At 71.7% G+C, this 22,858-nt stretch carries 27 protein-coding genes; 14 read left to right on the top strand and 13 right to left on the bottom strand.

The window, feature by feature from the left end; translation table 11 throughout:
* The first annotated feature begins 208 nt into the window (after positions 1-208).
* The 5 genes from R3F55_14855 to R3F55_14835 all read left to right on the top strand — a co-directional run bounded on the left by R3F55_14855 (position 209) and on the right by R3F55_14835 (position 3,918).
* On the top strand, positions 209-889 hold the full coding sequence (locus R3F55_14855) for a glutathione S-transferase family protein (protein MEZ5668688.1): 681 nt from the start codon (positions 209-211) through the stop codon (positions 887-889).
* Between the two features lie 168 nt (positions 890-1,057).
* The gene (locus R3F55_14850) at positions 1,058-1,228 is read left to right on the top strand and encodes a hypothetical protein (GenBank protein MEZ5668687.1); all 171 of its coding nucleotides are present in this window, start codon (positions 1,058-1,060) and stop codon (positions 1,226-1,228) included.
* Positions 1,229-1,365: 137 nt separating this feature from the next.
* Entirely contained in the window at positions 1,366-2,448 is a 1,083-nt protein-coding gene (locus tag R3F55_14845; protein MEZ5668686.1) for an endonuclease/exonuclease/phosphatase family protein, read from the top strand.
* 92 nt (positions 2,449-2,540) lie between these two features.
* Positions 2,541-3,401 carry a tetratricopeptide repeat protein gene (locus R3F55_14840; protein MEZ5668685.1) on the top strand — a complete coding sequence of 287 codons (861 nt, stop codon included), beginning with the start codon at positions 2,541-2,543 and terminating at the stop codon, positions 3,399-3,401.
* A 28-nt stretch (positions 3,402-3,429) separates the two neighbouring features.
* A complete protein-coding gene (locus tag R3F55_14835; GenBank protein ID MEZ5668684.1) occupies positions 3,430-3,918 on the top strand; it encodes a GTP pyrophosphokinase in 489 nt (162 codons plus the stop codon).
* Between the two features lie 12 nt (positions 3,919-3,930).
* On the opposite strand, the gene R3F55_14830 is transcribed toward R3F55_14835, so the two are convergent.
* The 4 genes from R3F55_14830 to R3F55_14815 all read right to left on the bottom strand — a co-directional run bounded on the left by R3F55_14830 (position 3,931) and on the right by R3F55_14815 (position 7,087).
* Positions 3,931-5,286 (bottom strand): patatin-like phospholipase family protein, encoded by a 1,356-nt coding sequence (locus R3F55_14830; protein MEZ5668683.1) that lies wholly within the window; start codon positions 5,284-5,286, stop codon positions 3,931-3,933.
* 84 nt (positions 5,287-5,370) lie between these two features.
* Positions 5,371-6,261, bottom strand: a complete 891-nt coding sequence (locus tag R3F55_14825; protein ID MEZ5668682.1) for an SMP-30/gluconolactonase/LRE family protein — start codon at positions 6,259-6,261, stop codon at positions 5,371-5,373.
* A gap of 65 nt (positions 6,262-6,326) precedes the next feature.
* Positions 6,327-6,644 (bottom strand): TfoX/Sxy family protein, encoded by a 318-nt coding sequence (locus R3F55_14820; protein MEZ5668681.1) that lies wholly within the window; start codon positions 6,642-6,644, stop codon positions 6,327-6,329.
* Entirely contained in the window at positions 6,641-7,087 is a 447-nt protein-coding gene (locus R3F55_14815) for an SRPBCC family protein (protein MEZ5668680.1), read from the bottom strand. Before R3F55_14815 ends, R3F55_14820 begins: the two co-directional genes overlap by 4 nt.
* A gap of 85 nt (positions 7,088-7,172) precedes the next feature.
* Between R3F55_14815 and R3F55_14810 the strand changes: the two genes are divergently transcribed.
* The 3 genes from R3F55_14810 to R3F55_14800 all read left to right on the top strand — a co-directional run bounded on the left by R3F55_14810 (position 7,173) and on the right by R3F55_14800 (position 9,136).
* Positions 7,173-7,475: a metalloregulator ArsR/SmtB family transcription factor gene (locus R3F55_14810; protein ID MEZ5668679.1), complete on the top strand. Its 303-nt coding sequence runs from the start codon at positions 7,173-7,175 to the stop codon at positions 7,473-7,475.
* Positions 7,472-7,921 carry an SRPBCC domain-containing protein gene (locus tag R3F55_14805; protein ID MEZ5668678.1) on the top strand — a complete coding sequence of 150 codons (450 nt, stop codon included), beginning with the start codon at positions 7,472-7,474 and terminating at the stop codon, positions 7,919-7,921. The genes R3F55_14810 and R3F55_14805 overlap by 4 nt, the downstream gene beginning before the upstream one ends.
* A 312-nt stretch (positions 7,922-8,233) precedes the next feature.
* Entirely contained in the window at positions 8,234-9,136 is a 903-nt protein-coding gene (locus R3F55_14800) for a DUF4328 domain-containing protein (GenBank protein ID MEZ5668677.1), read from the top strand.
* Between the two features lie 104 nt (positions 9,137-9,240).
* Here R3F55_14800 and R3F55_14795 read toward each other — a convergent pair whose 3' ends face one another.
* Both R3F55_14795 and R3F55_14790 read right to left on the bottom strand, forming a co-directional pair.
* The gene (locus R3F55_14795; GenBank protein MEZ5668676.1) at positions 9,241-9,891 is read right to left on the bottom strand and encodes a chloramphenicol phosphotransferase; all 651 of its coding nucleotides are present in this window, start codon (positions 9,889-9,891) and stop codon (positions 9,241-9,243) included.
* A gap of 17 nt (positions 9,892-9,908) precedes the next feature.
* Positions 9,909-10,436, bottom strand: a complete 528-nt coding sequence (locus tag R3F55_14790) for a MarR family winged helix-turn-helix transcriptional regulator (protein ID MEZ5668675.1) — start codon at positions 10,434-10,436, stop codon at positions 9,909-9,911.
* Between the two features lie 44 nt (positions 10,437-10,480).
* On the opposite strand from R3F55_14790, the gene R3F55_14785 reads away from it, so the two are divergent.
* Positions 10,481-10,804: a hypothetical protein gene (locus R3F55_14785; protein MEZ5668674.1), complete on the top strand. Its 324-nt coding sequence runs from the start codon at positions 10,481-10,483 to the stop codon at positions 10,802-10,804.
* Here R3F55_14785 and R3F55_14780 read toward each other — a convergent pair.
* From R3F55_14780 to R3F55_14750, 7 genes are all read right to left on the bottom strand, one after another.
* Entirely contained in the window at positions 10,791-11,585 is a 795-nt protein-coding gene (locus R3F55_14780; GenBank protein ID MEZ5668673.1) for a sterol desaturase family protein, read from the bottom strand. The two genes, R3F55_14785 and R3F55_14780, sit on opposite strands and share 14 nt — an antisense overlap.
* A gap of 955 nt (positions 11,586-12,540) precedes the next feature.
* Positions 12,541-13,893: a gamma-glutamyl-gamma-aminobutyrate hydrolase family protein gene (locus R3F55_14775; protein MEZ5668672.1), complete on the bottom strand. Its 1,353-nt coding sequence runs from the start codon at positions 13,891-13,893 to the stop codon at positions 12,541-12,543.
* Between the two features lie 5 nt (positions 13,894-13,898).
* Positions 13,899-14,729 (bottom strand): bifunctional hydroxymethylpyrimidine kinase/phosphomethylpyrimidine kinase, encoded by an 831-nt coding sequence (gene thiD, locus R3F55_14770; GenBank protein MEZ5668671.1) that lies wholly within the window; start codon positions 14,727-14,729, stop codon positions 13,899-13,901.
* 6 nt (positions 14,730-14,735) lie between these two features.
* The gene (gene glmM / locus R3F55_14765) at positions 14,736-16,094 is read right to left on the bottom strand and encodes a phosphoglucosamine mutase (protein ID MEZ5668670.1); all 1,359 of its coding nucleotides are present in this window, start codon (positions 16,092-16,094) and stop codon (positions 14,736-14,738) included.
* A gap of 32 nt (positions 16,095-16,126) precedes the next feature.
* A complete protein-coding gene (locus R3F55_14760) occupies positions 16,127-17,146 on the bottom strand; it encodes a glycosyltransferase family 9 protein (protein MEZ5668669.1) in 1,020 nt (339 codons plus the stop codon).
* 136 nt (positions 17,147-17,282) lie between these two features.
* Positions 17,283-17,459, bottom strand: a complete 177-nt coding sequence (gene rpmF / locus R3F55_14755) for a 50S ribosomal protein L32 (protein MEZ5668668.1) — start codon at positions 17,457-17,459, stop codon at positions 17,283-17,285.
* Positions 17,460-17,579: 120 nt separating this feature from the next.
* Complete coding sequence (locus tag R3F55_14750; protein MEZ5668667.1) at positions 17,580-18,530, bottom strand: alpha/beta fold hydrolase; 951 nt, start codon at positions 18,528-18,530, stop codon at positions 17,580-17,582.
* Between the two features lie 15 nt (positions 18,531-18,545).
* Here R3F55_14750 and R3F55_14745 point away from each other — a divergent pair, with 15 nt between their 5' ends.
* From R3F55_14745 to R3F55_14725, 5 genes are all read left to right on the top strand, one after another.
* Positions 18,546-20,015 (top strand): DUF1800 domain-containing protein, encoded by a 1,470-nt coding sequence (locus R3F55_14745; protein MEZ5668666.1) that lies wholly within the window; start codon positions 18,546-18,548, stop codon positions 20,013-20,015.
* Entirely contained in the window at positions 20,012-21,196 is a 1,185-nt protein-coding gene (locus R3F55_14740) for a DUF1501 domain-containing protein (GenBank protein MEZ5668665.1), read from the top strand. Before R3F55_14745 ends, R3F55_14740 begins: the two co-directional genes overlap by 4 nt.
* Before the next feature lie 67 nt (positions 21,197-21,263).
* Entirely contained in the window at positions 21,264-21,743 is a 480-nt protein-coding gene (msrA, locus tag R3F55_14735; GenBank protein ID MEZ5668664.1) for a peptide-methionine (S)-S-oxide reductase MsrA, read from the top strand.
* 183 nt (positions 21,744-21,926) lie between these two features.
* Positions 21,927-22,331, top strand: a complete 405-nt coding sequence (locus tag R3F55_14730; GenBank protein MEZ5668663.1) for a hypothetical protein — start codon at positions 21,927-21,929, stop codon at positions 22,329-22,331.
* A gap of 22 nt (positions 22,332-22,353) precedes the next feature.
* Entirely contained in the window at positions 22,354-22,827 is a 474-nt protein-coding gene (locus R3F55_14725; GenBank protein MEZ5668662.1) for a Tsi3 family protein, read from the top strand.
* The last annotated feature ends 31 nt before the right edge of the window (positions 22,828-22,858 follow it).

The following is a 22,858-nucleotide window of genomic DNA, read 5'->3' as shown; positions in this document are numbered from 1 at the left end:
AACCATGGTTGACGGCGATGGCCGCTGCCGCCCGCCGGCTCGCGGATTCGTGAGGCCGCGACGCATTGCCTTCCGGCGACCGGCGCGCACCATCCCCGCGGGGCGCGCCTGCCCCGCCAAACCGGCCAAACCGCAACCGGGCACCGACGCCATGGCCAAGCGGCCGGCCGCGCGCCGCGCTGCGGCCGCGTCGCACGAGGAGAGCACGATGATCCGCTTCTATTTCAACATGGCGCCGAACCCGATGAAGGTGGCGCTGTTCCTGCACGAGGCCGACCTCGCCTACGAGCCGATCGCGGTCGACACCGCCAAGGGCCAGCAGCACGAGGACTGGTTCCGCGCCGTCAATCCGAACGGCAAAGTGCCGGCGATCGACGACGACGGCACGGTCGTGTTCGATTCCAATGCGATCCTGCTGTACCTGGCCGACAAGCACGACAGATTCGCGGGCGCCGCGGCGGATCGCGGCGCCCTGCTGTCGTGGCTGTTCTTCATCGCCTCAGGCCTGGGGCCGTTTTCCGGGCAGTCGGTGCATTTCCGCCACGCCGCCCCCGACAAGCCGGCCTATGCGGTCAACCGCTATCTCTACGAGGCGAACCGTCACTACAAGGTGATGGACGGCCACCTCGCCGGCCGCAGCCACTTCGTCGGCGAGACCTATACGATCGTCGACATGGCCGCCTGGGGCTGGGTCGACCGCGCCACCGTCGTGCTCGGCGAGGGCGGCATCGACCGCTATCCCCACGTCAAGCGCTGGTTCGCCACGGTCGACGGGCGGCCGGCGGTCGCGGCCGCGCGCGCCATCGGCAAGGGCGTCGCCTTCAAGCAGGAGCGCGACGAGCCCGCCCTGCGCGCCCTGTTCCCGCAGAACTACGCCGCGATGCCCTGAACCGCCCCACCCCGACCCGTGCGCGGCGTCACAGCGGCCACGCTATCGTGCGGCCGTCGCCGCGACGCCGCCGCATCGGTGAACCGAACCCGCCCCAATTGCGACCCACCTGCACGGGCGGCGGCGAACGCAATGCCGCCCGGCAACGGTACGGCGACGGAGGGCGAGATGGACAGCGGCAGCATCGAGGAGACCTGGTTCGAGCGCCGCGACCGCGTCCCGCTGATCGTCGCGATTGCCGCCATCGCCCTGTTCCTGCTCGCCGGCTGCGGCGCGGAACGCATGTTCTGCGGCTCCGAGGCCCATGTCTGCGAGATGGAGGCGCACGTCGTCGATTAGCCGCATCGGCCCGGCTGCGCGAAAAACGTCACATCGCCGCGCGCCGGCGTCGGCTAGGATCGCTCGGTCGCCGACCGGGCGCCGTCGCGCCCGCACCCCGCCAGGCAGGCTCCCGCGAACCGAGCGAGGGCTGACCCATGTCTGCGCAACTGAGCTTCGCCACCGTCAACCTCTACAACCTGCAACGGCCGCGCCGGGCGACCCACCCGGGCACCGCGCCGCTGAGCGCCGACGAATACCGCGCCAAGCTGCGCTTCCTCGGCCTGGCGCTGCGCGCCGCGCGGGCGGACGTGTTCGGCTTCCAGGAACTGTGGGCCGAGCAGGCGCTGGACGACGCCTTCGCCGAAGCCGGACTCGCGGATGCCTACGACCTGATCTGCCGCGACGCGCCCGGCCCGGGCCGCCCGCAGGTGGCGCTGGCCGCGCGCAAGGGCATGATCCGGTTCGACGGCCGGCCGCGCAACGACGACGCCTGGTGGATCGAGGACTTGCCGCCGGAATTCGTGCTGAAGAAGCGGCGGACCATCGATGCGGTCGCCGTCAAGGTCAAGGGGTTCTCCCGGCCGGTGCTGTCCGCCGTCCTACAGCCCGAGCGCGGCCCGGCGATCCGCGCGATGGTGGCCCACCTCAAGTCCAAGCGGCCGGTGGAGCTGGACGGCGAGGAGGCCTCCGACCCGGCGCTGAAGCCGCATGCCGACGCCCTCGGCCAGGCGCTCGCGTCGATCCGCCGCACGGCGGAGTCGGCCGCGCTGCGGGTGATCCTGGAGCGGTCGATGGTCGGCAACGAGGTGCCGCACGTGGTGATGGGCGACCTCAACAACGGCTCGCTGTCGGTGTCGACCTCGATCCTGACCGGCAGCCCGCGCTACCGCCTGATGCAAAGCGCGCGCACGGTGTCCGGCCGGCGTGCCGACATCGGCCTCTATTCGGTCGAGCGGCTGATGCAATACCGGTCGCTGCGCCACACCGCCTATACCCACGTTTTCGAGGACGTGCCCGAGACGCTCGACCACATCCTGGTCTCGGAGGAGTTCTACGACCACTCGCCGCGGCGCATCTGGGCGTTCCGCGAGGCCGAGGTCTTCAACGACCATCTCAGCCTGGACCACGAACGCGGCCATATCGCTGCCCAGATTGCGGTCGATCCTGCCCGGACCATGTGGCCGACCGACCACGGCATCGTCCGCGCGACGTTCGAATTCCTGCCGTTCCGGGAGTAGCCTCGCATCGAATCGACGCCCGCCGTCGCGGCGGGCCCGTCACCGCTGCTGTCCGCGCCGGTCGGCCGACCGGCCCGAGGAAGGATCTGTGCATGTCCGCTCGTCTCGCTCTGCGCATGACGCTGGCCGTTGCGGCCGCGTCGCTGTCCGTTTCCGCCCATGCCGACAGCGCGGTCGATTGCGCCCAGGCCGCCGACCCGGCGCAGGTTGTGGCCGGCTGCACCGCCGTGCTGGACAGCGGCGACTGGAGCGGCACCAGCGCCGCCTGGGCCTACTACAACCGCGCCAACGCCTATGGCGACCTGGGCGATACCGACGCGGCCTTTGCCGACTACGACCGGGCGACCGCCCTCGACCCCTACTACACCGACGCCTACAACAACCGCGGCGTGCTGAACGCCGGCCTCGGCCGCAACGAAGAGGCAATCGCCGACTACAGCGCGGCGATCCGGGCCGATCCCGACAATGCGCTGGCCTATTTCAACCGGGCGATCGCGCACTACACGCTCGGCGGCTATCCGGACTCGATCGCCGACTACGAGGCCGCCCTGGCCATCGCCGAGGGCGACCCGGCGACGCCGGCCGACGACGTGGCGGCCTACAGGGAAGGCCTCGCCAGCGCGCAGAACGACTATGCCTGGGACCTCTATGTCACCGACAGCCGGCTCGGCGAGGCCCTGAAGCTGGTCGAGCTGGCGCTAGCGGTGCTGCCCGACCGGCCGGAATATCTCGACACCCGGGCCCACATCCTGAACGCCCAGGGCCATGCCGGCGCGGCGGTGGTCTCGTTCGAGGCGGCAATGGCGGCCGGCGGCGCCGACATCGTGCAGATCTACGAGGACGCGCTGGCCGGGCACGGCTACGACCCCGGCGCGGTCGACGGCAGCTACGACGCCGCGATGCGCGCGGCGCTGAAGGCCTGCGTCCGCGACCGCTGCCGGCTGGTCGAGTGACCTCGGATCCATCGCAACGGGAGACCCGATGACGAAGACGGAAAGCAAGGGCGAACGCGCCAAGGCGGCCGCGCTGGCCGACCCGGCCATGTCCACGCTGGAGCGCGCGCTGGCGTTCGCGGTGGCGGCCCATGCCGGGCAGCGCGACAAGAGCGGCGCGCCCTATGTGCTCCACCCCCTGCGCCTGATGCTGGCGATGGAGACCGACGAGGAACGCCTCGCGGCGCTGCTGCACGATACGGTCGAGGACTGCGAGGGCGTGGATTTCGCGACGCTGGCGGCGCTGGGCCTGCCCGACACGGTGCTGGCGGCGCTGCGGCTGCTGACCCACGACGACGACACGCCCTATGAGGACTATGTCCGCCGGATCAACGCCGATCCCCTGGCCCGCAGGGTGAAGCTGGCCGACCTGCGCGACAACATGAACGCCGCCAGGCTGACCCGCTTCGAGGCGAAGGATGCCGAGCGGATGACACGCTACGTCAAGGCGCACGCGCTGCTGAACGGAGACGGCTGAGCGGCCGCTGCCTCAGCGCAGCGCCACCGCCTCCAGCGACGGACTCAGCCCGTGACGGGCCAGGATGTCGCCGGACTGATCGAGACGGCGGCTGACCACGTCGAGGGCAGCCGCGGCGATCAGGTCGGCATCGCAGTCGTCGATGTCGAGCGCGGTCGGTACCGCGGCCAGCCGAGCGGCAAGGGACTGGCCCGAACGGCTTGCCGCCGTGCAGCTCGCCGGCCACGCGGTCAACTCGGCGTCGGTGTAGCGGAACACGATGGTATCGAAGGGAATGCCGATCCGCGCCGCCTGCTCCGCCCAGAACAGCTCTGCATAGGCATTGCCGCGGGCCTGGGCGATCTCGACGACCGCGCCGGGGTTGGAGGTGAAGATCGACAGATCGCTGGCGGCCAGCGAGGCGTCGCTGTCGATTGCCGTTCCGGAGTCGGCGATCAGGATCAGCGCGTGGGCCAGCCCGCCGGCGCCGGCCCGGCGCGCGACCAGCTCGCGCAAGGTGTCGGCGCCGGTGTTGTCGATGATGCCGCCGTCGCCGAGGTGCCAGTATTCCGGCGTCGGGTCGGCGCAGGAGCGCCGGGCCTGCAGGGTGACCGGCCCCAACACCGGCGGGAACGCGGCGGACGCGACGACGGCCAGCGACAGCGGCAGGTCGGCCGGCGTCGCCTGCGCGCAGTCCGGCCGGGAGAACGAGCTCGACCGCAACAGGGCGCTGGACAGCGGCGGGACGGGCCCCGCACGGTCGTCGAGCACGGTGTTGGCGAACACGAAACGGCGGCCGTTGTCGTAGCTGGCGGCATTGACCAGCAGCACAGGCTGCGGCGGCAGCGCACCGAAGGTAATGCCGTGCAGGAACTCGGCATCGAGCGCCTCCTGCAGCGAGGTGGCGCGACGGGTCGGGCTGGTGATGCGGCCGGGACTGGCGAGCTGGTTCAGCAGCATGGCGCCGGTGTAGTCGGCGCGCATCGCCCGCTGGAAATCTGCGAAATAGGCTTGGCGGCACACGCCACTGTCGCCGGTGCCGGGCGGACAGGCCGCGGCCGGCGGATTGACCGCATAGTAGGATGCGGCGAAGCCGCCGCCGGAGACGCTGGAGATGTGGGTGAGCCGGTCGGCGAGCCCGCGCCGGTCCAGCGCCTCGATCACCGCGGCCGCGAACACCGCCGCCCGGCTGCCGCCGCCGGACAGCGCCAGGCCGACCATGCCGGTGCCGGCGTCGCCGGCCGTCGGCACGCAGTCGGCGCAGCCGTCGGCGGCCTGCGGAGACCATGCGTAGTGGATGCGGTCCGGCAGGATGAAGCCGCAGCCACCGGCCAGCGATGCCAGCGCCAGCACCGTCGCCAGCCGAACGAGCCGGGCCATCGCCGTCATGCCAGTCCCTCCCGCATCCCCGATGTCCTGCCGCCAGCGTGCCGGCTGGCCGCGGCCTTGGCAAGCCGGGCCGGCGAAAGAAGATCAGGCGCCGGCGAAGAGCGGCTCCGGCAGTCCGCGCACGCCGGGACGGAAGGCGTGGATGCAGCCGTCGTCCGGGCCGGGCTTCCAGTCGGGGATTGCCTTGCTGCGGCTGAGGCTGGTCACGTAGAGCACATCGAGATCCGGCCCGCCGAAGCTGACCGAGGTCGGGTTCTCCATCGGCACCTCGACCACCCGGTCGACCCGGCCATCCGGCGCATAGCGCACGATGCGATGGCCGAACACCTGGGCGTTCCAGACGTACCCCTCGGCATCGACCGTGGAGCCGTCCGGCCGACCCGGCTGCTCCGCGAAGTCGGTCAGCTGCCGCATCCGGCCCAGCTGCGTGCCCGGCGCCGCGTCGTAGTCGTAGGCGACGATGCTGCGCTGCGGCGTGTCGGCGAAATACATGGTGGCGCCATCGGCGGTGAAACAGGTCGAGTTGGCACAGACGATGCCGCCGTCGACCAGCGTGGTCACCGTACCGTCCCGTTCCACCCGCCACAGGCTGGCGATCGGCGCGCGCGTGGTCTCGTCGAATCCGCCGACGACGAATCGACCCTGGCGGTCGCAGCGGCCGTCGTTGAGCCGAGTGCCCGCGGCCTGCCCCGGCATCGCCGCCGCCACCACCCGCTCGACCCCGCGCTGCGGATGCCACAGCACGACACTGGTCGGCAGCGCCAGCAGGAAGCGGTCGCCGCCGCACAGGGCGAAGCTGCCGACCCGGTCCGGCGCCGGCCAACACAGGCTGTCGCCGGTGGCCGGGTCATGGCGCCAGACCGCCTTGCCCTCGATGTCGGTCCAGTAGAGCGCCCGGTCGGCAACGCTCCAGGTGGCGCATTCGCCCAGCTTGTTGTTGCAGGCGACGATGCGGGCGACTTCGGGCGCGGACATGGGTCGGTCTCTCCGGCTGGCGGCACGATGGGTCCGCCGCGCCTATAACAGGGTCGGCCCGGGAATCAAGTGCGGTCGGCCTGCGCCACCGCGTAGTCGTATGCCTCGCGCGCCAGACTCGCCCATTCGCCGGGCCGCGCCGGGGCGACTGCGACCCACTGCTTCATTGCACGGCCATGGCCCGGATCGAACGGTACGGCGCCGCCGTCGGCAACCAGGGCCAGCGCGCGCGGCCGGTCGAGCTTCACCACAAGGGCGCCCTTCACGCACAGCGCGAATGCCTTGCCGCGGAACTTCAGGCCCGGCGCATTGAACATGCGGCCGGTCTCGACGCCCGGCAACCCGGCGAAGGCCGCCGTCACGTCGTCGAACGGGTCGCTCATGCCTCGGCCTCCGCCAGCGCGATCAGCCCGCGCAGCGACGCCTCGACGGCTGCCGCGATCCGCCGGCGCACGAGCAGGCGGTCGAGCAGCCAGCCGACCGGTCCGAAGCGCAGGCGATAGTCCAGCACCTGGGAAAGCCGCGCCCCCGCTGCGGCCGGCTCGATGCGTGTCACCCAGCGCATGTGGCGCAGCGGCCAGTCGCTCTCCGCCACCTCCAGGCCCAGCGCCCGGCCGTCCTCCCACACGGTCACCCGCTCGACGACGCGGCCCCTGGGCGCCAGCGTGCATTCGCGCTCGGCGCCGATGCCGGCGGCACGGCCGCCGCGCAGCCGCACCGACCTGACGGCGGGGTTGTAGCGGCCGACGGCCTCCAGATCGGCGAGCAGCGCCCAGAGTCGCGGCGGCGGACAGGCCGCCTCGAGGGCATGCCGGATCGTGGACATGGCGAATTTCCTCCACAAGCATTCGCTTGTGGGATAGCATCGAACGATCTGTAAGAACAAGTGTTCACTTGTGAAAGGAAAGCGGTTGAGCACACAGGCGGCCCTGAAGGCCATCGCCGAGCCGCGGCGGCGCGAGCTGCTGGAACTGCTGCGCGACGCTGGCTGCCTGTCGGTCGGCGAGCTGGCGGAGCGCGTGGCGGTGACCCAGCAGGCCGTCAGCCTGCACCTGAAGGTGCTGGAGGACGCCGGCCTGGTCGAGGCCCGGCGCGAGGGCACGCGCCACCTGTTCGCGGTCCGTCCGGAAGGCTTTCGCCCGGTCGAGGAATTCGTCGCCGGCTTCTGGGGCGGCCACCTGTCCGCGCTCAAGCGCAAGTTGGAAGGCGAATGAGCGCCAGCTTCTCGACCAGCCTGCACATCGACGCCGCGCCGGATGCGGTCTACGACCATTTCGTGCGGCCCGAACTGCTGGTGCAGTGGATGGGCGACCGCGCCCAGCTGCGGGCGACCGACGGCGGCACCTTCGCGGTCGACATCAACGGCGTGCTGATCCGCGGCAGCTACGTCGCCCTGCACCGCCCGACCTTGATCGAGATCGCCTGGGGCGAGGCCGGCAATGCCGCGATGCCGCCAGGCGCAACCAGGCTGGTCATCCGCCTCGCCGCAGAAGCCGGCGGCACGCGCCTGGATCTGGTCCACGACGGCCTGCAGCCGGACGAAGCGGCCAAGCATGCGATCGGTTGGCCGCATTTCCTCGCCCGCCTGGGCGAGGCCGCCACCGGACGGGACCCGGGGCCGGACCCCTGGGCCGCGGCACCGCCGGCACACGGCGCCTGAACGGACCGGCGAAGTCGGCATGGTCCGTCGGCCTTCCGCCGGCGCGATCGGGCCCATGCGCCCGGCTGCCGGATCGAGGAAGCACTTTATGCGTGTATTATGATATATTTTATCTTGTTAAGAGTGCACGTCATCTGTTAAGTCGTCTGGCAGCAGCCGCACGACGAGGGACCGATGGCACAAGACGCTCGACACGAGGTCAGCGCGCCCGGCGCAACTTCCAGCCGCGCCGGCACCGCGGGCGGCGAACCGGGCAACTGCCGACCGCGGGCCATGATGCGGTTGCATCTCGCCATGCCGGCAGTCCGGTTCTTGTCGTTCGCCGTCATGCTGGCATGGCCTGCGCCGCTCCGGGCCCAGACCGGCCTCGAGACCGTCCTGGGCGAGGGCGCGTTGCCCCTCGCCGCCGTCGCTGCCGCGTTGCTGGCCGCCCTGGCCGCGCTGATCGTGGCGGCCCGTCGCAACATCGACGCCCACAGAGTCCGCGCATTTCGCAGCCCGACCGACATCGGCCGGACAGCCATCGTCCTCCTGACGCTGTGGGTCGTGTGTCAGGTGGCCGTGATCGGCCTGTTTCTCTGGCAGATCAGCCTGTTCGACGCGGTCGTCCGGGACGAACCCGTCACGCTCGACATCTTGGAATCCAGCGATACCGCCGTCGCGCTGGCGGCCGGCGTCTCGTTCGTCCTGTATCTGGCAGGCGGCACGGTCTTCCTCTGCTGGCTGTCGCGGGTGCGCGCCAACCTGCCCGCGCTCGGCGTCGACGACGCCCGTTGGGGGCCGGGCTGGGCGATCGGCTGGTGGTTCGTGCCGTTCATGAACCTGTTCCGGCCGTGCCAGCTGACCACCGAGGTCTACCAGGCCAGCGATGCCGCCTCGACCGAGACCTGGCGCCTGCGATCGACCGGCATCGTCGGCCTGTGGTGGCTGCTCTGGCTGGCCAGCGTGCTGGCCGCCGCCGTGCCGGAAGCGATCCTGCGCTCGGGCGAGTGGGCGTTCTTCATCGGCGATGCGCTGGCCGTGCACGAGGTCCTGGTCGACAGCACCAAGGCCGAAATCGCAGTCAGGGTTGTCGGCATCCTCGGCGCGCTGGCGATGGTGCGGCTGATCCGCCGTATCGGCGCCAACCAGGTCGCAAGGTGGAGCCAGGTCGTGGCGTTCGGCGAAACGGCTGCGACGGAGCCCGGCATGGCCGCGCCCGGCGAACCCGCCTAGCCTCGCCACGCGCCGGCCCGGGTGCCCGGTCGCCGCGGGACGACAGGCCCGCCGCATAACGGCCAGACAAATCCGGTCTGACGTCACCGGCCAGGGGACGCCGGTCAGGGGGCGCCGATCAGGGCCAGCCGCTCGAAAGCGGTCGGACGGGGTATGCCCTGCTTGAGGCGGCGCCGGATCGCGTCGGCGCACGCGGCCGGGTCGAGAGCGCCGGTGTCGACCTCCATGTCGTAGATGCCGGGATCGTGCACCGCCCGCTGCCAACCGAGGATGGTCTCGGGAACCGGCTCGCCCGGCGCCACGGTCTCATAGCGGGTGGCGCGGCCCGGCTGGCCTGCGTTGCGGCGACGGACGATCGCGTCGATCGGGCAGCGCACGCCGACGAACAGCACCGGCAGGCCGGCAAGCCGGCGGGCGCAAGCGGGCAGGATGCCGAGCGGACGGGAATAGGCATCGTGATGGCCGACGTCGGCGACTACGTTCAGCCCCTGCCGGCTGTGCGCGGCGATCGAGTCGTACAGCGCCGCATAGAGCTGCACGACCAGCGGTTCGCGGTCCGGCGCCTCGCCGCCGGGCCGGAGCCCGACGCCGGGCCGATGCTGCGGCGGTGTCATCTGCAGGATGTGCACGTCGTTGCCGAGGTTCATCCACACGCCGTCGAACGTCGCCTGGATTGCCGCGGCGATGCTGGATTTGCCGGCCCGCGGCGCGCCGTTGAGGACCACGATCCGGCCCGGCTCGATCTCGGTCGGCATCCCCGCCTCCTCGCCGCTCAGGCGTCCGGTGCCAGCCGCAGCAACGCATCGCAGAGCGCGGCAAACGCGGCATCGCCGAGCTGCGCCCGATAATCCGCCTCGATCCGGCGCTTGACCGTGTTGGCGTCGGCGAGCGCGCGCAACCCTGCCGCAGTGAACACGACGATCCGGCCGCGGCGATCGTCGGGGTCGGGTTGCCGCGCGATCACACCGTCGCGCTCCAGTTCGTCGACCAGCTGCTGTACCGCCTGCTTGCTCAGCCCCGCGCGGCGCACCAGATCGGCCTGCCGCGTTCCGGCCCGGTCGAGCAACGGGATCATGTTGGCGCGTGCCTCGCCATACCAGCCATGGCCGGCGGCAACCATTTCGGCGGCAAAGCGCGCTTTCCAGGCCGCCGCCGCCTGCCACAGCCGCCAGCCGACATGGTCGATCAGGTCCGAATCCGCCGGTGTCTCGTTCATTTCGTCAAGAAGGTTGACTACTTGATCTCGCGCCAATATAGTCAAGTCTCTTGACGATGTACATGGAACCCGGCCACGCCGCATCCGGCGGTGCAGGCCGGATGCGCAACACCGGACGGAGACGGACCATGGAATTCCTCGCACGCGAAGCGCTGACCGGGCTGATGGTGGGGTCGACACACTATGTCGACATCGGCCAGCCGAAGGAGGCCGCAATCTACTACGCGGATGCGGAGCGCGCCTACATGACGCTGCCCGACGGCCGCGCCCTGGCCGGAGACTGGCATTTCACCGCCGACGGCTATCACGTCGCCTGGACCGGCGGGCCGCGGGCCGACTGGCGCATCGCGTTCGCACCGGGCCGGCTCGCCTACGTCGATGCCGAGGGCGCCGAACGCGGCACCGTCGTCCGCATCGTCCCGGGCGATCCGGAGGGCTTCAGCCGTCGGTGACCCGGCTGGCCGGCGGCGGGCGAAAGGGCAGCAGCAGCAGCCGGTCAAGTCGGGTCTCGCGCTGGCCCTCGATGCCGATCGGCATGTCGAGCCGGCGCGGGTTCGGGCTGCGCGAGCCGAACAGCCGGTCCCACAGGCTGAGCACGGTGGCGTAGTTGGAATCCGTGTCCGCGCGCACGCGATGGTGGTGCACCCAGTGGATCGCCGGCGTCACCACCGCCCAGGACAGCGGCCGCTCCAGCCATCGCGGCAGGCGCAAATTGGAGTGGTGGAAGATGGCGGCGGCGAGCACCATCGTTTCCGCCGCCACGATCGACGCGAACGGCAGCGCCAGCGCAACGATCACCGCCAGCCGCACCGCCGCCGACAGCGCCACCTCGCCGAAATGGAAGCGGAAGGCCGAACTGGTATCGAGGGTCTCGTCGAAGTGATGCACCTGGTGGAACCGCCACAGGAACGGCACGACATGGTTGGCCCGGTGCCACCAGTAGATCAGTGCGTCGTACAGCATGAGGTCGAGCGCCAAGCCTTGCCAGCCGGACCACCCGTCCGGCCGCACCCACAGCGGCTGCTCCGCCACCCACAGCGTCATCGGCAGCAGCAGCCCGAACGAGACCGCCGCGGTGGTGACCCACAGCACCCCGTTGTTCAGCCAGCGCGGCCACATCGCCCGCGCCGGCTGGTCGACCGCCGGGTGCAGGCGTTCGGCCACCATGAAGGCGGCGAACCAGAGCGTGACCAGCACGGTCTTGTCCGCCAGCGCGGATTCGAGCCACTCCATCGTTTCTACCTCGGGTGCGGTGCCCGGCCTGTCCAGTCCAATCTTGCCGGGGCGGTGCCCGCGGGCTAATCAAGCGGCGACACATCAGCTTGAGCCAGCCATGAAACCGAAATCTCCTGTTCGCCCCGCCCGCAGGCGAGCAGTTGCCGTGCGCGGCGAAGCCGCGCGGTTCCCGGTGCGCCGCGTCTATTGCGTCGGTCGCAACCATGCCGAGCACGCCTTCGCGAGATGGGCTACGACCCGCGCGCGGAGACGCCGTTCTTCTTCGACAAGCCGGCGCCGACGCGCTTGGTCGGCGACGGCGGCATCGTGTGCCCGATCTCGTCGCACACCCAGGACCTGCACCACGAGGTCGAGCTGGCGCTGGCGATCGGCGCTGGCGGCGACATCGCCGTCGAGGACGAAGCGGCATATCATGGGCCATGCCGTCGGTACGACGTCACCCGCTGCAGATGCGGCAGCTGGCGGCCAAGCAGGCGCTGCCGAATTGCGGCCAAGGGCTTCGACTACAGCGCGCCGATCGGCACCATCGCCCTGGCCGAGACGATCGGTCACCCGCGGTCTGGCCGATCATGCTGGCGGTCAACGGCCAGGAACCGCCAGACGGCGACACGCCGACATGGTTCGACGCCCGACGAGATCGTCGCGGCGCTGTCGCGCAGATCGTGCTGGCGCCCGGCGACTCGATCTACACCGGCACGCCGGAAGGCGTCATTCGTTGCAGGTCGGCGATGAAGGTCACGTCGAGGTCGCCGGCATCGGGCACGCTGGCGGTGACGATAGCTGGTTTGCGTGATCGCCACATGGAACATCAATTCGGTCCGCGCCCAGGTCGACATCGTCGCGGCTGGCTCGGCGAATACGCGCTGGACGTGATCTGCTCTGCAGAGACCAAGCGCCGACAGGCACTGAGTCTCTACGATGCGTTCGATGCGTCGGATACGCGCAACGGTGATCAACGGTATCCGCAATTCATCACGGCGTCGCCCTGGTCCTCGCGGCTGCCGCTGGCGGCGACGGCCGGCGCGACTGGTGCGACAGGGAGGACGGCCGCCACGTGCACGCTTCGGTGGCCGGCGTCGAGGTCCACTCGGTTTATGTGCCGGCCGGCGGCGACATTCCCGACCCGGCCGAGAACGACAAGTTCGCCCACAAACTCGACTTCATGAAGGCCAAGGCGAAGTGGTGGAAGGCGCACCGCGACGACGACGCGAGGCGCGTGCTGGTCGGCGACCTCAACGTGGCCCCGCTGGAAAGCGACGTCTGGTCGCACAAGCAGCTGCTGGACGTGGTCAGCCACACGCCGGTGGAGGTCGACCTGTTCGAGAAATGGCGCAAGGCCGGCGGCTGGGTCGATGCCGTGCGCCACTTCATCCCGCCGGACGAAAAGGTCTACAGCTAGTGGAGCTATCGCGCCAAGGACTGGCGCGCCAGCGACCGCGGCCGCCGGCTCGACCACGTCTGGGTGACGCTGGCGCCGGGTGCTGTCGCAGCAGGCGGTCCGATCGTCAAGGATGCAGCGCGACTGGGGCAAGCCCAGCGACCACGTGCCGGTGATCTCGACTCGCGGCCTGAGAGGTCGCCAGCCGGGCGCCCATCGGCGGACGCCAGCTACCAGCGCCGCGACCGCCGCGCTTTGGCGCTGGAGATGTGAACCCGGGTGCCACTGCACGCCCAGGCAGAAGCGATAGCCCGGCGCCTCGATGCCTTCGATCACGCCGTCGGGCGCGGTGGCGTTGACCACCACCCCGTCCGGCTCGTCCGCCGCGGCCTGATGGTGGGCGGAGTTGACCTGCAGCGTCTCGGTGCCGGCGATCCGGTGCAGCAGGGTGCCGGGCTTCACCGCGACCGGGTGGCCGGCCTCGTGACGCGGATTCGGCTGCTCGTGGGCGAGCGCGTGCGCGACCGCGTCCGGGATATGCTGGATCAGCGTGCCGCCCAGCGCGACGTGCAGCAGCTGCTGGCCGCCGCAGATGCCGAGCACCGGCATGTCGCGGGCGAGCGCGCCGCGGGCGATGGCGAGCTCGAAGGCGGTACGGCGATCCTTGGTGGTAACGGTGACATGGCGCTCGGCCGCGCCGAACAGCGCGGGGTCGACGTCGAACGCGCCGCCGGTGACGATCAGCCCGTCGAGCAGGTCGAGATAGGCGTCGGCCCGGTCCGGCTCGTGCGGCAGCGCGACCGGCAGCCCGCCGGCGGCGACCACCGCGGCGCAGTAGTTCTGGCGCACCGCGTACCAGGGATAGGACGAGTAGGTCTGCTTAGTTTCGCTGTCGAGCGTCAGTCCGATCACCGGCCGGTCGGCCATGCCCGTCACCCTCCCGCGCCGAGCGCCGCGACCCGGGCCGGATCCAGCGTCCAGCCGTGGTTCAGCGGGCCGTGGCCGCCGCCATAGCCCGGCGCCGTCTCGATCGCCCGGCGCACATAGGCCCGCGCCCGCGCCACCGCGTCGACCACGGCCATGCCCTGGGCCAGCCCGGTGGCGATCGCCGAGGCCAGGGTGCAGCCGGTGCCATGTGTATGACGGGTGTCGATCCGCGCGTCGCCGAAGCTGCGGTCGATGTCGGCGCCGACCAGCCGGTCGACCAGCATGTCGTATTTCAGCGGCAGGTGGCCGCCCTTCATCAGCGCATGGGCCGCGCCCATGTCCAACAGCGCGTCGGCCGCCGGCAGCAGGTCGGCCTCGCCGGCGATGGCCAGGCCGGTCAGCACCTCCGCCTCGGGGATGTTCGGCGTGACCACGGCGGCGAGCGGGATCAGTCGCCGCTTGATCGTCGCGATCGCCGCCTCGTCCATCAGCCGTGCACCGCCCTTGGCCACCATCACCGGGTCCAGCACCAGCGGGATGCGACCGGCCGTCCGCTCCAGCCGGTCGGCGACCGCATCGGCAATCTCGGCATTGGCCAGCATGCCGATCTTGATGGCGTCGGCGCCGAGATCGTCCAGCACCACGTCGATCTGCCGGGCGACGAAGGCCGGCGTCACCGGCATCACGCCGTGCACGCCCAGCGTGTTCTGCGCGGTCAGCGCGGTGATCGCCGTCATCGCATAGCCGCCGAGCGCGGTGACCGTCTTGATGTCGGCCTGGATGCCGGCGCCGCCGCCGCTGTCGGACCCGGCGATGATCAGCACCCGGCCGTTCATCGGCGCCTATTCCGCCGCGGCGGCGTGGCCGGCGGTCTCCACCGCCGTAACGATCCGGTCGACCAGGGCGGCGACCAGCGCCTCGTCCTCGCCTTCGGCCATCACCCGGATCAGCGGCTCGGTGCCCGACTTGCGGATCACCAGCCGGCCGGCCTTGCCCAGGCGGGCCTCGGCCTCGGCAATCGCCGCCTGCACATGCGGCAACTCCAGCGGTGCGCCGCCGGCATAGCGCACGTTGCGCATCAGCTGCGGCACGCTCTCGAACACGTGCAGCAATTCGCTGGCCGCGCGCCCGCCGTCGACCAGCGCCGCCAGCACCTGCAGACCGGCCATCAGGCCGTCGCCGGTGGTGGCGAAGTCGGTCAGGATGATGTGGCCGGACTGTTCGCCGCCGAGGTTGCAGCCGCTCTCGCGCATCGCCTCCAACACATAGCGATCGCCGACCTTGGTCCGCTGCAGCGCCAGGCCCAGCCCTTGCAGGTGCCGTTCCAGCCCCAGGTTCGACATCACGGTCGCCACCACCCGGCCGCCGCGGATGCGCCCGGCGCGCGCCCACGAGCCGGCGATCAGGCCCATGATCTGGTCGCCGTCGACGACGCGGCCGCGCTCGTCGACCACGATCAGCCGGTCGGCGTCGCCGTCGAGCGCCAGCCCGATATGGGCCTGATGGCGCACCACGGCCTCGCACAGCGCCTCGGGCTGGGTCGCGCCGCAGCCGGCATTGATGTTGAAGCCGTCCGGGTCGACCGCCAGCGGCACCACCTCGGCGCCGAGCTCGCTCAGCACCGTCGGCGCGATCGCATAGGCGGCGCCGTTGGCGCAGTCGACCACCACCTTCAGCCCGTCGAGCGTGCGGTCGCCGGGGAAGCTGGCCTTGACGAATTCGATGTAGCGTCCGGGCGCGTCGTACAGCCGCTTGGCCCGGCCGAGCGCCCGCGGCTCCGCCGGCGCGGCGGCATCGGCGTCCATCAGCGCCTCGATCTCGGCCTCGACCGCGTCCGACAGCTTGAACCCGTCGGGGCCGAACAGCTTGACGCCGTTGTCGTGGAAGGGGTTGTGCGAAGCCGAGATCATCACGCCGAGGTCGGCGCGCATCGAGCGGGTCAGCATGCCCACGGCCGGGGTCGGCATCGGGCCGAGCAGCAGCACGTCCATCCCGACCGAGATGAAGCCGGCGGTCAGCGCCGGCTCGATCATATAGCCCGACAGCCGGGTATCCTTGCCGATGATCACCCGGTGGCGGTGGCCGCCGTTCTTGAACCGCCGCCCGGCCGCCATGGCGACCCGCAGCATGGTCTGCGCGGTCATCGGCTCGGCGTTGGCGCAGCCGCGGATACCGTCGGTGCCGAAATACTTGCGTGTCATCGAAGCGCCATTCCCTCGGCTGCGGCCGGGCGTCAGGCCCGCAATCGCACCCGTCCGCCGCCCGCGGCGGCCCTGAGTCGCTCTGCTATCCCGGCAGATAACCCCAGCCGCCGGCCCACTTCAACCGGCGATCGCCGCAGTCCAGCGCGGCGGCGCACGCGCGCGACCGCCAGCTCGGGCAGCGGCGCGTGGCGCAGGACATGCACGCGCGGGCCGCGCGGGCCGATCAGCGCCGGGTCGGAGGCGTCGCCGAACAGGCTGACCGTCGGGCAGCCGACGCCGGCGATCACGTGCATCGGCCCGGTGTCGTTGCCGACCGCGGCGACGGCCCGGCGGGCGAGCGCCGCGATCTCGGCGATGCCGGTCCGCCCGCCCAGGTCCACCGCCTGCGGGCAGACCGCCAGGATCATCGCCCGCGCGTCTGCCTCGGCGGCGGCGCCGATCAGCACCGGCACATACCCCGATGCCGCAAGGTCCTTGGCCAGCCGGCCATAGGCGGCGGCCGGCCACCGCTTCTCCGGCCGGTGCGGCGCGCTGCCGGGCACCAGCAGGACCATGCGTTCGGCCGCCAGCGGCGGTGCCGCATCCAGCCAGTCGAGCGCCGGCGCGGGCGCCGCATCGACGCCGGCCGGCGCCAGCTGCGCGACCTCGCGCTCGACGATGTGCAGCTTGCGGTCCGCCGGCTTGACATAACGGTGGCTGCAGCCGGCCACCGTGCCCACCCATTCCGGCCGGCGCGGCCACAGCAACCGGAAATAGGCCGCGGTGCGGTCGTTGCGCTGCAGGTCGTAGACCCGGTCGAACCGGGCCGCCCGCAGCCGCCGCACGATCGCCAGCCAACGCCACGGCTGCGTCCAGCCGGGCCGCGGGTCGATCCATACCGCGTCGAAGAACGGGCAGGCTTCGGCCAGCGCCCGGAAGGGCTCCGTGGTCAGCAGCGTGATCCGGTCGCCGGCATGGTGGGCGCGGATCGCGCGAAAGCTGCCGGTCGACAGGATGAAGTCGCCGAAGGCGCTGTGCTTGATGACCAGGATGCGCGCGGGCTGCGCCATGATCGGCTTTGTTGTTGTTCGGGCCCCGCTCGGCCGGCGGGAACTCTACGCGACCGGCGCACGGAAATGCAAAACGCGGCGCATGCGCCGCGTTCCGGAAGGTCGAGGCGGCGCCGCACCCGGGCGGCGCCCACGTTCACTTCGGTTCGAACACCTGCCGGCCCTTGTAACGGCCGGTGGTCAGGTCGACGTGGTGCGGCCGGCGCAGCTCGCCGGTCTCCTGGTCGACGACATAGGCCGGCACGTCCAGCCTGTCGTGCGAACGGCGGTTGTTCCGCCGCGACTTCGACACCTTTTTCTTCGGGACGGCCATGGTCCGATTCCCCTGAGCAAGCACGTAGATGACGGGCGCACGGCGATCCCGCCCGCGCGAAGACCGCGCTTCTAGTCGATCCGGCGGCGAAGTGCAAGGCCCCTGACCGGGCCCGGACGCTCAGCCCAGCCGTTTGAATCGTTCGCTGGCGTTGATCAGCGCGCGGCGGATGCCGGGCTCCAGCGCGGCGTGGCCGGCGTCGGCCACCACGTCGTAGGTCGCTTCCGGCCACGCCCTGTGCAGCTGGTCGGCGGTGGCGATCGGGCAGACCATGTCGTAGCGGCCCTGGACGATCACCGCCGGCAGGTGGCGGATCGCCTCCACCCTCGCCAGGCAGCGCGCTGGCTCCAGGGAACAGCCGGTTGACGAAGTAGTGCGCCCTCGATCCGCGCCAGCCGCTCGGCGAAATCGATCTCGGAGAAGCTGAGCACGGTGTCCTGGCTCGGCAACAGCGTCGAGCAGGCGCCTTCGTAGCGGCTCCAGGCCAGCGCCGCGCCGCGGCGGGTGGCGCGGTCCGGCGCGGTCAGCCGGCGGCACATGGAGCAGGTCGTCGCGCTCCAGCGCCGGAATCGCCTCGACGAAAGCGCGGTAGGCCTCCGGATAGAACCGGCCGATGCCGTACATGAACCAGTCGACCTCGGCGTCGCTGCCCAGGAAGATGCCGCGCAGGATCAGGCCGCGGCAGACCTGCGGGTGAACCTGGGCATAGGCCAGTGCCAGGCGTTGCCCCAGAACCGCCGAACACCACCCAGCGGCCGATGCCGAGGTGGCGGCGCAGGGCTCCAGGTCCTCGACCAGATGCGCCGTGGTGTTGGCGGCGAGCTCGCCGGACGGCGTCGACTTGCCGGCACCGCGCTGGTCGAACAGCACGATGCGGTAGAAGGCGGGGTCGAAGAAGCGGCGGTGGGTCGGCGCGCAGCCGGCTCCCGGTCCGCCGTGCAGGAACACGACCGGCGTGCCGTCGGGCCGGCCCGACTGCTCCCAGTACAGCTGGTGGCCGTCGCCGACCGCCAGCATGCCGCTGTCGAACGGCTCGATCGGCGGGAACAGCCCCGGGCCTGCGCTGTCCATGATATGTTTACGCCGATGTCGAGATTACACGATCCGGGATCGCCTTCCAGAGCGGTTGCATGCAGCGCCCTGCGCGCCCTGGCGCGGGGGCTGGCGGCCGCGCTGGCCGCCTGGCTGCTGACTTGCGGCGGCGTTGCGGCGCTGACTCCGGACGAGGCGCGCCACCTGGTGGTGCGCACCGGTTTCGGCGCCAGCCCGGCCGAGATCGAGCGCCTGCTGCCGATGGACCGCGCGCGGGCGGTGGCGCTGATCGTCAGCGAGGCGGCGCTGCCGGTGGGCGGGCCGCTGCCCGAGTGGGCCGACGACAATCCGATGACCGCGCGCCGCCTGGACGACGTGGCCGTCGCCGACGCCCTGATCGCCCGCCAGGGCGCCACGCTGCAGGCCTGGTGGGTCGAGCGCATGCTGCTCACCCGGGTGCCGCTGCAGGAACGGATGACGCTGTTCTGGCACGGCCATTTCGCCAGCGCGCTGGACAAGGTGCGCTCGCCGCAGCTGATGCTGCGCCAGAACCGGCTGCTGCGGCGCCACGCGCTGGCCCGGTTCGACGTGCTGCTGGCCGACATCGCGGTCGACCCGGCGATGCTGCTGTACCTCGACGGCGGCGCCAATGTCGTCGGAGCGCCGAACGAGAATTTCGCCCGCGAGGTGATGGAGCTGTTCACCCTCGGCGTCGGCCACTATTCCGAGGCGGACGTGGCCGAGGCCGCCCGCGCGCTGACCGGCTGGACCGTGCATCCCGCCACCGGCGACGCCCTGTTCGTGCCGGCGCGCCACGACGACGGCGACAAGACGATTCTCGGCCGGAGCGGGCCCTGGAACGGCGCCGACGTGGTGGCGATCCTGCTCGAGCAGCCGCGCACGGCCGAGTTCGTCGCCGCCGCACTGTGGACCGAGTTCATCAGCACGCCGCCGGGCGACGCCGAGCTCGCCGCGCTGGCGGCGGACTTCCGCAGCGACTGGCGCATCGACAGGCTGGTCCGCGCGATCCTGCTGCAGCCGGCGTTCTGGGACCCCGCCGAGCGCGGCGCGATGATCGCAGGACCGGTCGAGTGGACCGTCGGCACGCTGCGCCTGCTCGACGCCTGGGATACGCCGCCGGACCCGGTCGCGGACCTGTGCGCCGCTCTCGGCCAGGCCCTGTTCGAGCCGCCGAACGTGGCCGGCTGGCCGGGCGGCGACGCCTGGATCGATCCGTCCACGCTGGCCGCCCGCCAACAGGCGATGCAGCGCTTCATCGCCGGCCGCGCGCCGGCGGCGGAGGAAACCGGGCTGGCGGTACGGCGGTCCGGCGCGCTGGTGCGCTGGCTCGACCGCCTGCCCTTCGCCTGGCGCGCACCCGACCGGCTGCAGGCGCTGGTCCTGCCGATCGCGCCGGTCGGCGGCGGCGGTGCGGCCCTGCCGGTCGCGGCCTCGCCCGACCCGGAAGTGCTGGCCGACCTGGCGCGCGGCTGGCTGGCCGACCCGGCGTTCCAGTTGAAATGAGCGCGCCGGCCGCCCTTACCCGCCGCCGGATGCTCGCCGGCCTTGCCTCCGGCGCCACGGCGCTGGCGCTGCCGCGGCGGCCGCTGGCGCAGGCCGCCGACGACCGCGTGCTGATCCTGGTCAAGCTGGCCGGTGGCAATGACGGGCTCAACACGCTGGTGCCTTACGCCGACCCGGCCTATCGCCGCGCCCGCCCGCAGATCGGGCTCACCGCGGCCGACGTGCTCGACCTCGGCGACGGCCTGGGGCTGCATCCCGGCCTCGCCGGTCTGGAGGATGCCTGGGCGGCGGGCGACCTCGCCGTCGTCCGCGGCGTCGGCTATGCGCCGGCCGACCGTTCGCATTTCCGCTCGATGGACGTGTGGGAGACCGGCGGCACGCCAGCCGCACCGCTGCCCACCGGCTGGCTGGCGCGGACGCTGCCCGCGGCGCTCGGGCCGCGGCGTCCGCTGGACCTGCTGGTGATCGGCGCCGACCCGATGGTCAACGTCGCCGGCGGCAACGTCACCGCCTATGCGCTGAGCGCCGGCGCCACGCTGCCGCGGAGCGTGCCGGCGGCCAATGTCGCGTCCGCGGCGCCGGCCAACCCGGCGCTCGGCCACATTCTCGAAGTGCAGCGCCGGCTCGCCGCGGCGCAGTCCGGTCTGGCCGAAGCCCTGTCGACCCTGCCCACGCTCGCCACGCCGTTCCCGGACGACGATTTCGGACGACGGCTGGCGCTGGCCGCACGGCTGGTCGCCGGCGGCGCGCCGGTCCGCGCGATCCTGGTGCCGTTGGCCGGGTTCGACACCCATGCCGGCCAGCGCGCGGTGCACGACGCCCTGCTGTCGGCGCTCGGCAATGGACTAGCCGCCCTGCGTGCCGCGCTGGTCGAGGCCGGCCGCTGGCGCGCCACCACGGTCGCCACCTATTCCGAGTTCGGCCGGCGGCTGGCCGAGAACGGCAGCGGCGGCACCGACCACGGCACCGCCGCGCCGCATCTGGTGCTGGGCGGCGCGGTTGCCGGCGGCTGGCACGGCGTGCAGCCCTCGCTCGCCGACCTTGTCGACCGCGACCCCCTGCCAACCACGGACTTCCGGGCCTATCTCGCCAGCCTGGCCGTCGCCGGCCTCGGCCTGGCGCCCGCAGACGCGACCGAGGCGCTGGGCGCCGCCCCGCTGGCGCTGCGCACGCCTGCGTGAGCGGCATTGCCGGCCGGTCGGCCCGCCGCTAGCTTCGCCGCGCAGCAAGTCCGAGGATGAAACGCCCATGGCCGACAGGACCGAGACCGCCGTTTTTGCCGCCGGGTGCTTCTGGGGCGTCGAGCAGTCGTTCCGCGACATCGACGGCGTGGTCGACACCGAGGTCGGCTACACCGGCGGCACCACCGCCGAGCCGACCTATGAGCAGGTCTGCGGCAAGCGCACCGGCCATGCGGAAGCGGTGCGCGTGGTGTTCGACCCGGCCCGGATCAGCTACGAACGGCTGGTCGACGCCTTCTGGGACCTGCACGATCCGACCCAGGTGCATCGCCAGGGGCTCGACGTCGGTAGCCAGTACCGCTCGGCCATCTTCGTCGCCGACGCCGGCCAGCGCGCCGTCGCCGAGGCGTCGCGGGCCGCGCACCAACGCGAGTTCCACGGCGACATCGCCACCGAGATCGCCGACGCCGGGCCCTGGTGGCCGGCGGAGGAGCATCACCAGCGCTATGTCGAGAAGCGCCGCCGGGGCATTCTGCGCCGCCGCTAACCCGCGCCCGACCGGACGAATGCGGCCGGCCGGCGACCGGTTGGGCGGGTTCGATGGCTTGGCGCATGCCATCGGCTTCGGTGACGGCGCATGATGCAAGCGACGGTGCCCGTCACATTGCCGCCGCATTGATCGGGCGCCATGTGCAACCAGGACCCACAGCAGCCGACGGGACGGAACTCCATGCCCGCGATCCTCAGGCTTACCGCGGCGGCGGCAGCACTGCTGCTCGCCGCCTGCGTTTCCCGCTCCGGCTATCAGCAGCAGGTCGAGGGCTATATGGGCGCGTCGATCGACAGCGTCGTGATGGACCTCGGCCCGCCTGATTCCAGCTTCCAGCTGGCCGACGGCAGCACCGTCTACGAGTGGGAGGAGCTGTCGATCGAGCGCCGGCCGCGGCTGTTCCAGACCTGGTCGAGCCAGTATTACGTGCACACCCAGACCGGCCAGGTGATCCCGCTGCAGCGGCCGTCCCAGCTGGGTGAGGATGTCAGCGAGATCACGCGCATCTGCACCACGCGGTTCACCACCGATCCGGCCGGACGCGTGGTCAAGGTCGAGTTCGAAGGCGACGGCTGCCGGGCGTAGCCAGGTGCGCCGGGTGTCCGCCATGGCGCACCGGCTCCTGGCTCCTGCGCTGCTGGCAGCGGCCGCCCTGCCGGCGCATCGTGCGACGGCCAGCCAGAGCTACTATGTCGCCCATCCGTTCGGCTTCGCCGTGCCGGTCGATGCCGTCGCGACGGTGGAGCAGACCGACGACGGCTTCATCGTCTACCCCGACGGCAACCCCGGCGACCGGTCGCCGACGGTGGTGACGGTGCATTGGCTGCCCGAGCAGCCCGATGCCGCCGGTGCCCCGCTTGCCGAGACGCGCCAGTTCGACGGCTTCGCGGCAGCCTATGCGGTCCGGTCCGTCACCGTCGGGTCCGGCGGCACCGAGTACACGCTGACCGTCACCCGCCCGCTGTGCGGCGGCACGCTCGAGGTGCGCGAGCAGCAGCAGAGCGAATTCGGCTCCATGCCCGGCTTCTACGCCGGCTGGCATATGGTCGAGTGGGCCCGCTGCAACGACGATGCCGACTGACCCGGCGCAACCGGGCGGTCGCCGCGCGCAA

The sequence above is a fragment of the Alphaproteobacteria bacterium genome (assembly GCA_041396705.1).
GTDB lineage: Bacteria > Pseudomonadota > Alphaproteobacteria > CALKHQ01 > CALKHQ01 > CALKHQ01.
This window is presented reverse-complemented; position numbering and strand designations above follow the sequence as displayed.

Coding starts and splice junctions, on each gene's coding strand:
- R3F55_14785 (MEZ5668674.1), top strand. CDS start 10,481: ATGGAATTCCTCGCACGCGAAGCGCTGACCGGGCTGATGGTGGGGTCG.
- R3F55_14805 (MEZ5668678.1), top strand. CDS start 7,472: ATGAGCGCCAGCTTCTCGACCAGCCTGCACATCGACGCCGCGCCGGAT.
- msrA (MEZ5668664.1), top strand. CDS start 21,264: ATGGCCGACAGGACCGAGACCGCCGTTTTTGCCGCCGGGTGCTTCTGG.
- rpmF (MEZ5668668.1), bottom strand. CDS start 17,459: ATGGCCGTCCCGAAGAAAAAGGTGTCGAAGTCGCGGCGGAACAACCGC.
- R3F55_14840 (MEZ5668685.1), top strand. CDS start 2,541: ATGTCCGCTCGTCTCGCTCTGCGCATGACGCTGGCCGTTGCGGCCGCG.
- R3F55_14850 (MEZ5668687.1), top strand. CDS start 1,058: ATGGACAGCGGCAGCATCGAGGAGACCTGGTTCGAGCGCCGCGACCGC.
- R3F55_14855 (MEZ5668688.1), top strand. CDS start 209: ATGATCCGCTTCTATTTCAACATGGCGCCGAACCCGATGAAGGTGGCG.
- R3F55_14740 (MEZ5668665.1), top strand. CDS start 20,012: ATGAGCGCGCCGGCCGCCCTTACCCGCCGCCGGATGCTCGCCGGCCTT.
- R3F55_14835 (MEZ5668684.1), top strand. CDS start 3,430: ATGACGAAGACGGAAAGCAAGGGCGAACGCGCCAAGGCGGCCGCGCTG.
- R3F55_14775 (MEZ5668672.1), bottom strand. CDS start 13,893: ATGGCCGACCGGCCGGTGATCGGACTGACGCTCGACAGCGAAACTAAG.
- R3F55_14795 (MEZ5668676.1), bottom strand. CDS start 9,891: ATGCCGACCGAGATCGAGCCGGGCCGGATCGTGGTCCTCAACGGCGCG.
- R3F55_14845 (MEZ5668686.1), top strand. CDS start 1,366: ATGTCTGCGCAACTGAGCTTCGCCACCGTCAACCTCTACAACCTGCAA.
- R3F55_14750 (MEZ5668667.1), bottom strand. CDS start 18,530: ATGGACAGCGCAGGCCCGGGGCTGTTCCCGCCGATCGAGCCGTTCGAC.
- R3F55_14815 (MEZ5668680.1), bottom strand. CDS start 7,087: ATGTCCACGATCCGGCATGCCCTCGAGGCGGCCTGTCCGCCGCCGCGA.
- R3F55_14790 (MEZ5668675.1), bottom strand. CDS start 10,436: ATGCGGCGTGGCCGGGTTCCATGTACATCGTCAAGAGACTTGACTATA.
- R3F55_14745 (MEZ5668666.1), top strand. CDS start 18,546: ATGTCGAGATTACACGATCCGGGATCGCCTTCCAGAGCGGTTGCATGC.
- R3F55_14760 (MEZ5668669.1), bottom strand. CDS start 17,146: ATGGCGCAGCCCGCGCGCATCCTGGTCATCAAGCACAGCGCCTTCGGC.
- R3F55_14825 (MEZ5668682.1), bottom strand. CDS start 6,261: ATGTCCGCGCCCGAAGTCGCCCGCATCGTCGCCTGCAACAACAAGCTG.
- R3F55_14730 (MEZ5668663.1), top strand. CDS start 21,927: ATGCCCGCGATCCTCAGGCTTACCGCGGCGGCGGCAGCACTGCTGCTC.
- glmM (MEZ5668670.1), bottom strand. CDS start 16,094: ATGACACGCAAGTATTTCGGCACCGACGGTATCCGCGGCTGCGCCAAC.
- R3F55_14830 (MEZ5668683.1), bottom strand. CDS start 5,286: ATGACGGCGATGGCCCGGCTCGTTCGGCTGGCGACGGTGCTGGCGCTG.
- R3F55_14725 (MEZ5668662.1), top strand. CDS start 22,354: ATGGCGCACCGGCTCCTGGCTCCTGCGCTGCTGGCAGCGGCCGCCCTG.
- R3F55_14820 (MEZ5668681.1), bottom strand. CDS start 6,644: ATGAGCGACCCGTTCGACGACGTGACGGCGGCCTTCGCCGGGTTGCCG.
- thiD (MEZ5668671.1), bottom strand. CDS start 14,729: ATGAACGGCCGGGTGCTGATCATCGCCGGGTCCGACAGCGGCGGCGGC.
- R3F55_14780 (MEZ5668673.1), bottom strand. CDS start 11,585: ATGGAGTGGCTCGAATCCGCGCTGGCGGACAAGACCGTGCTGGTCACG.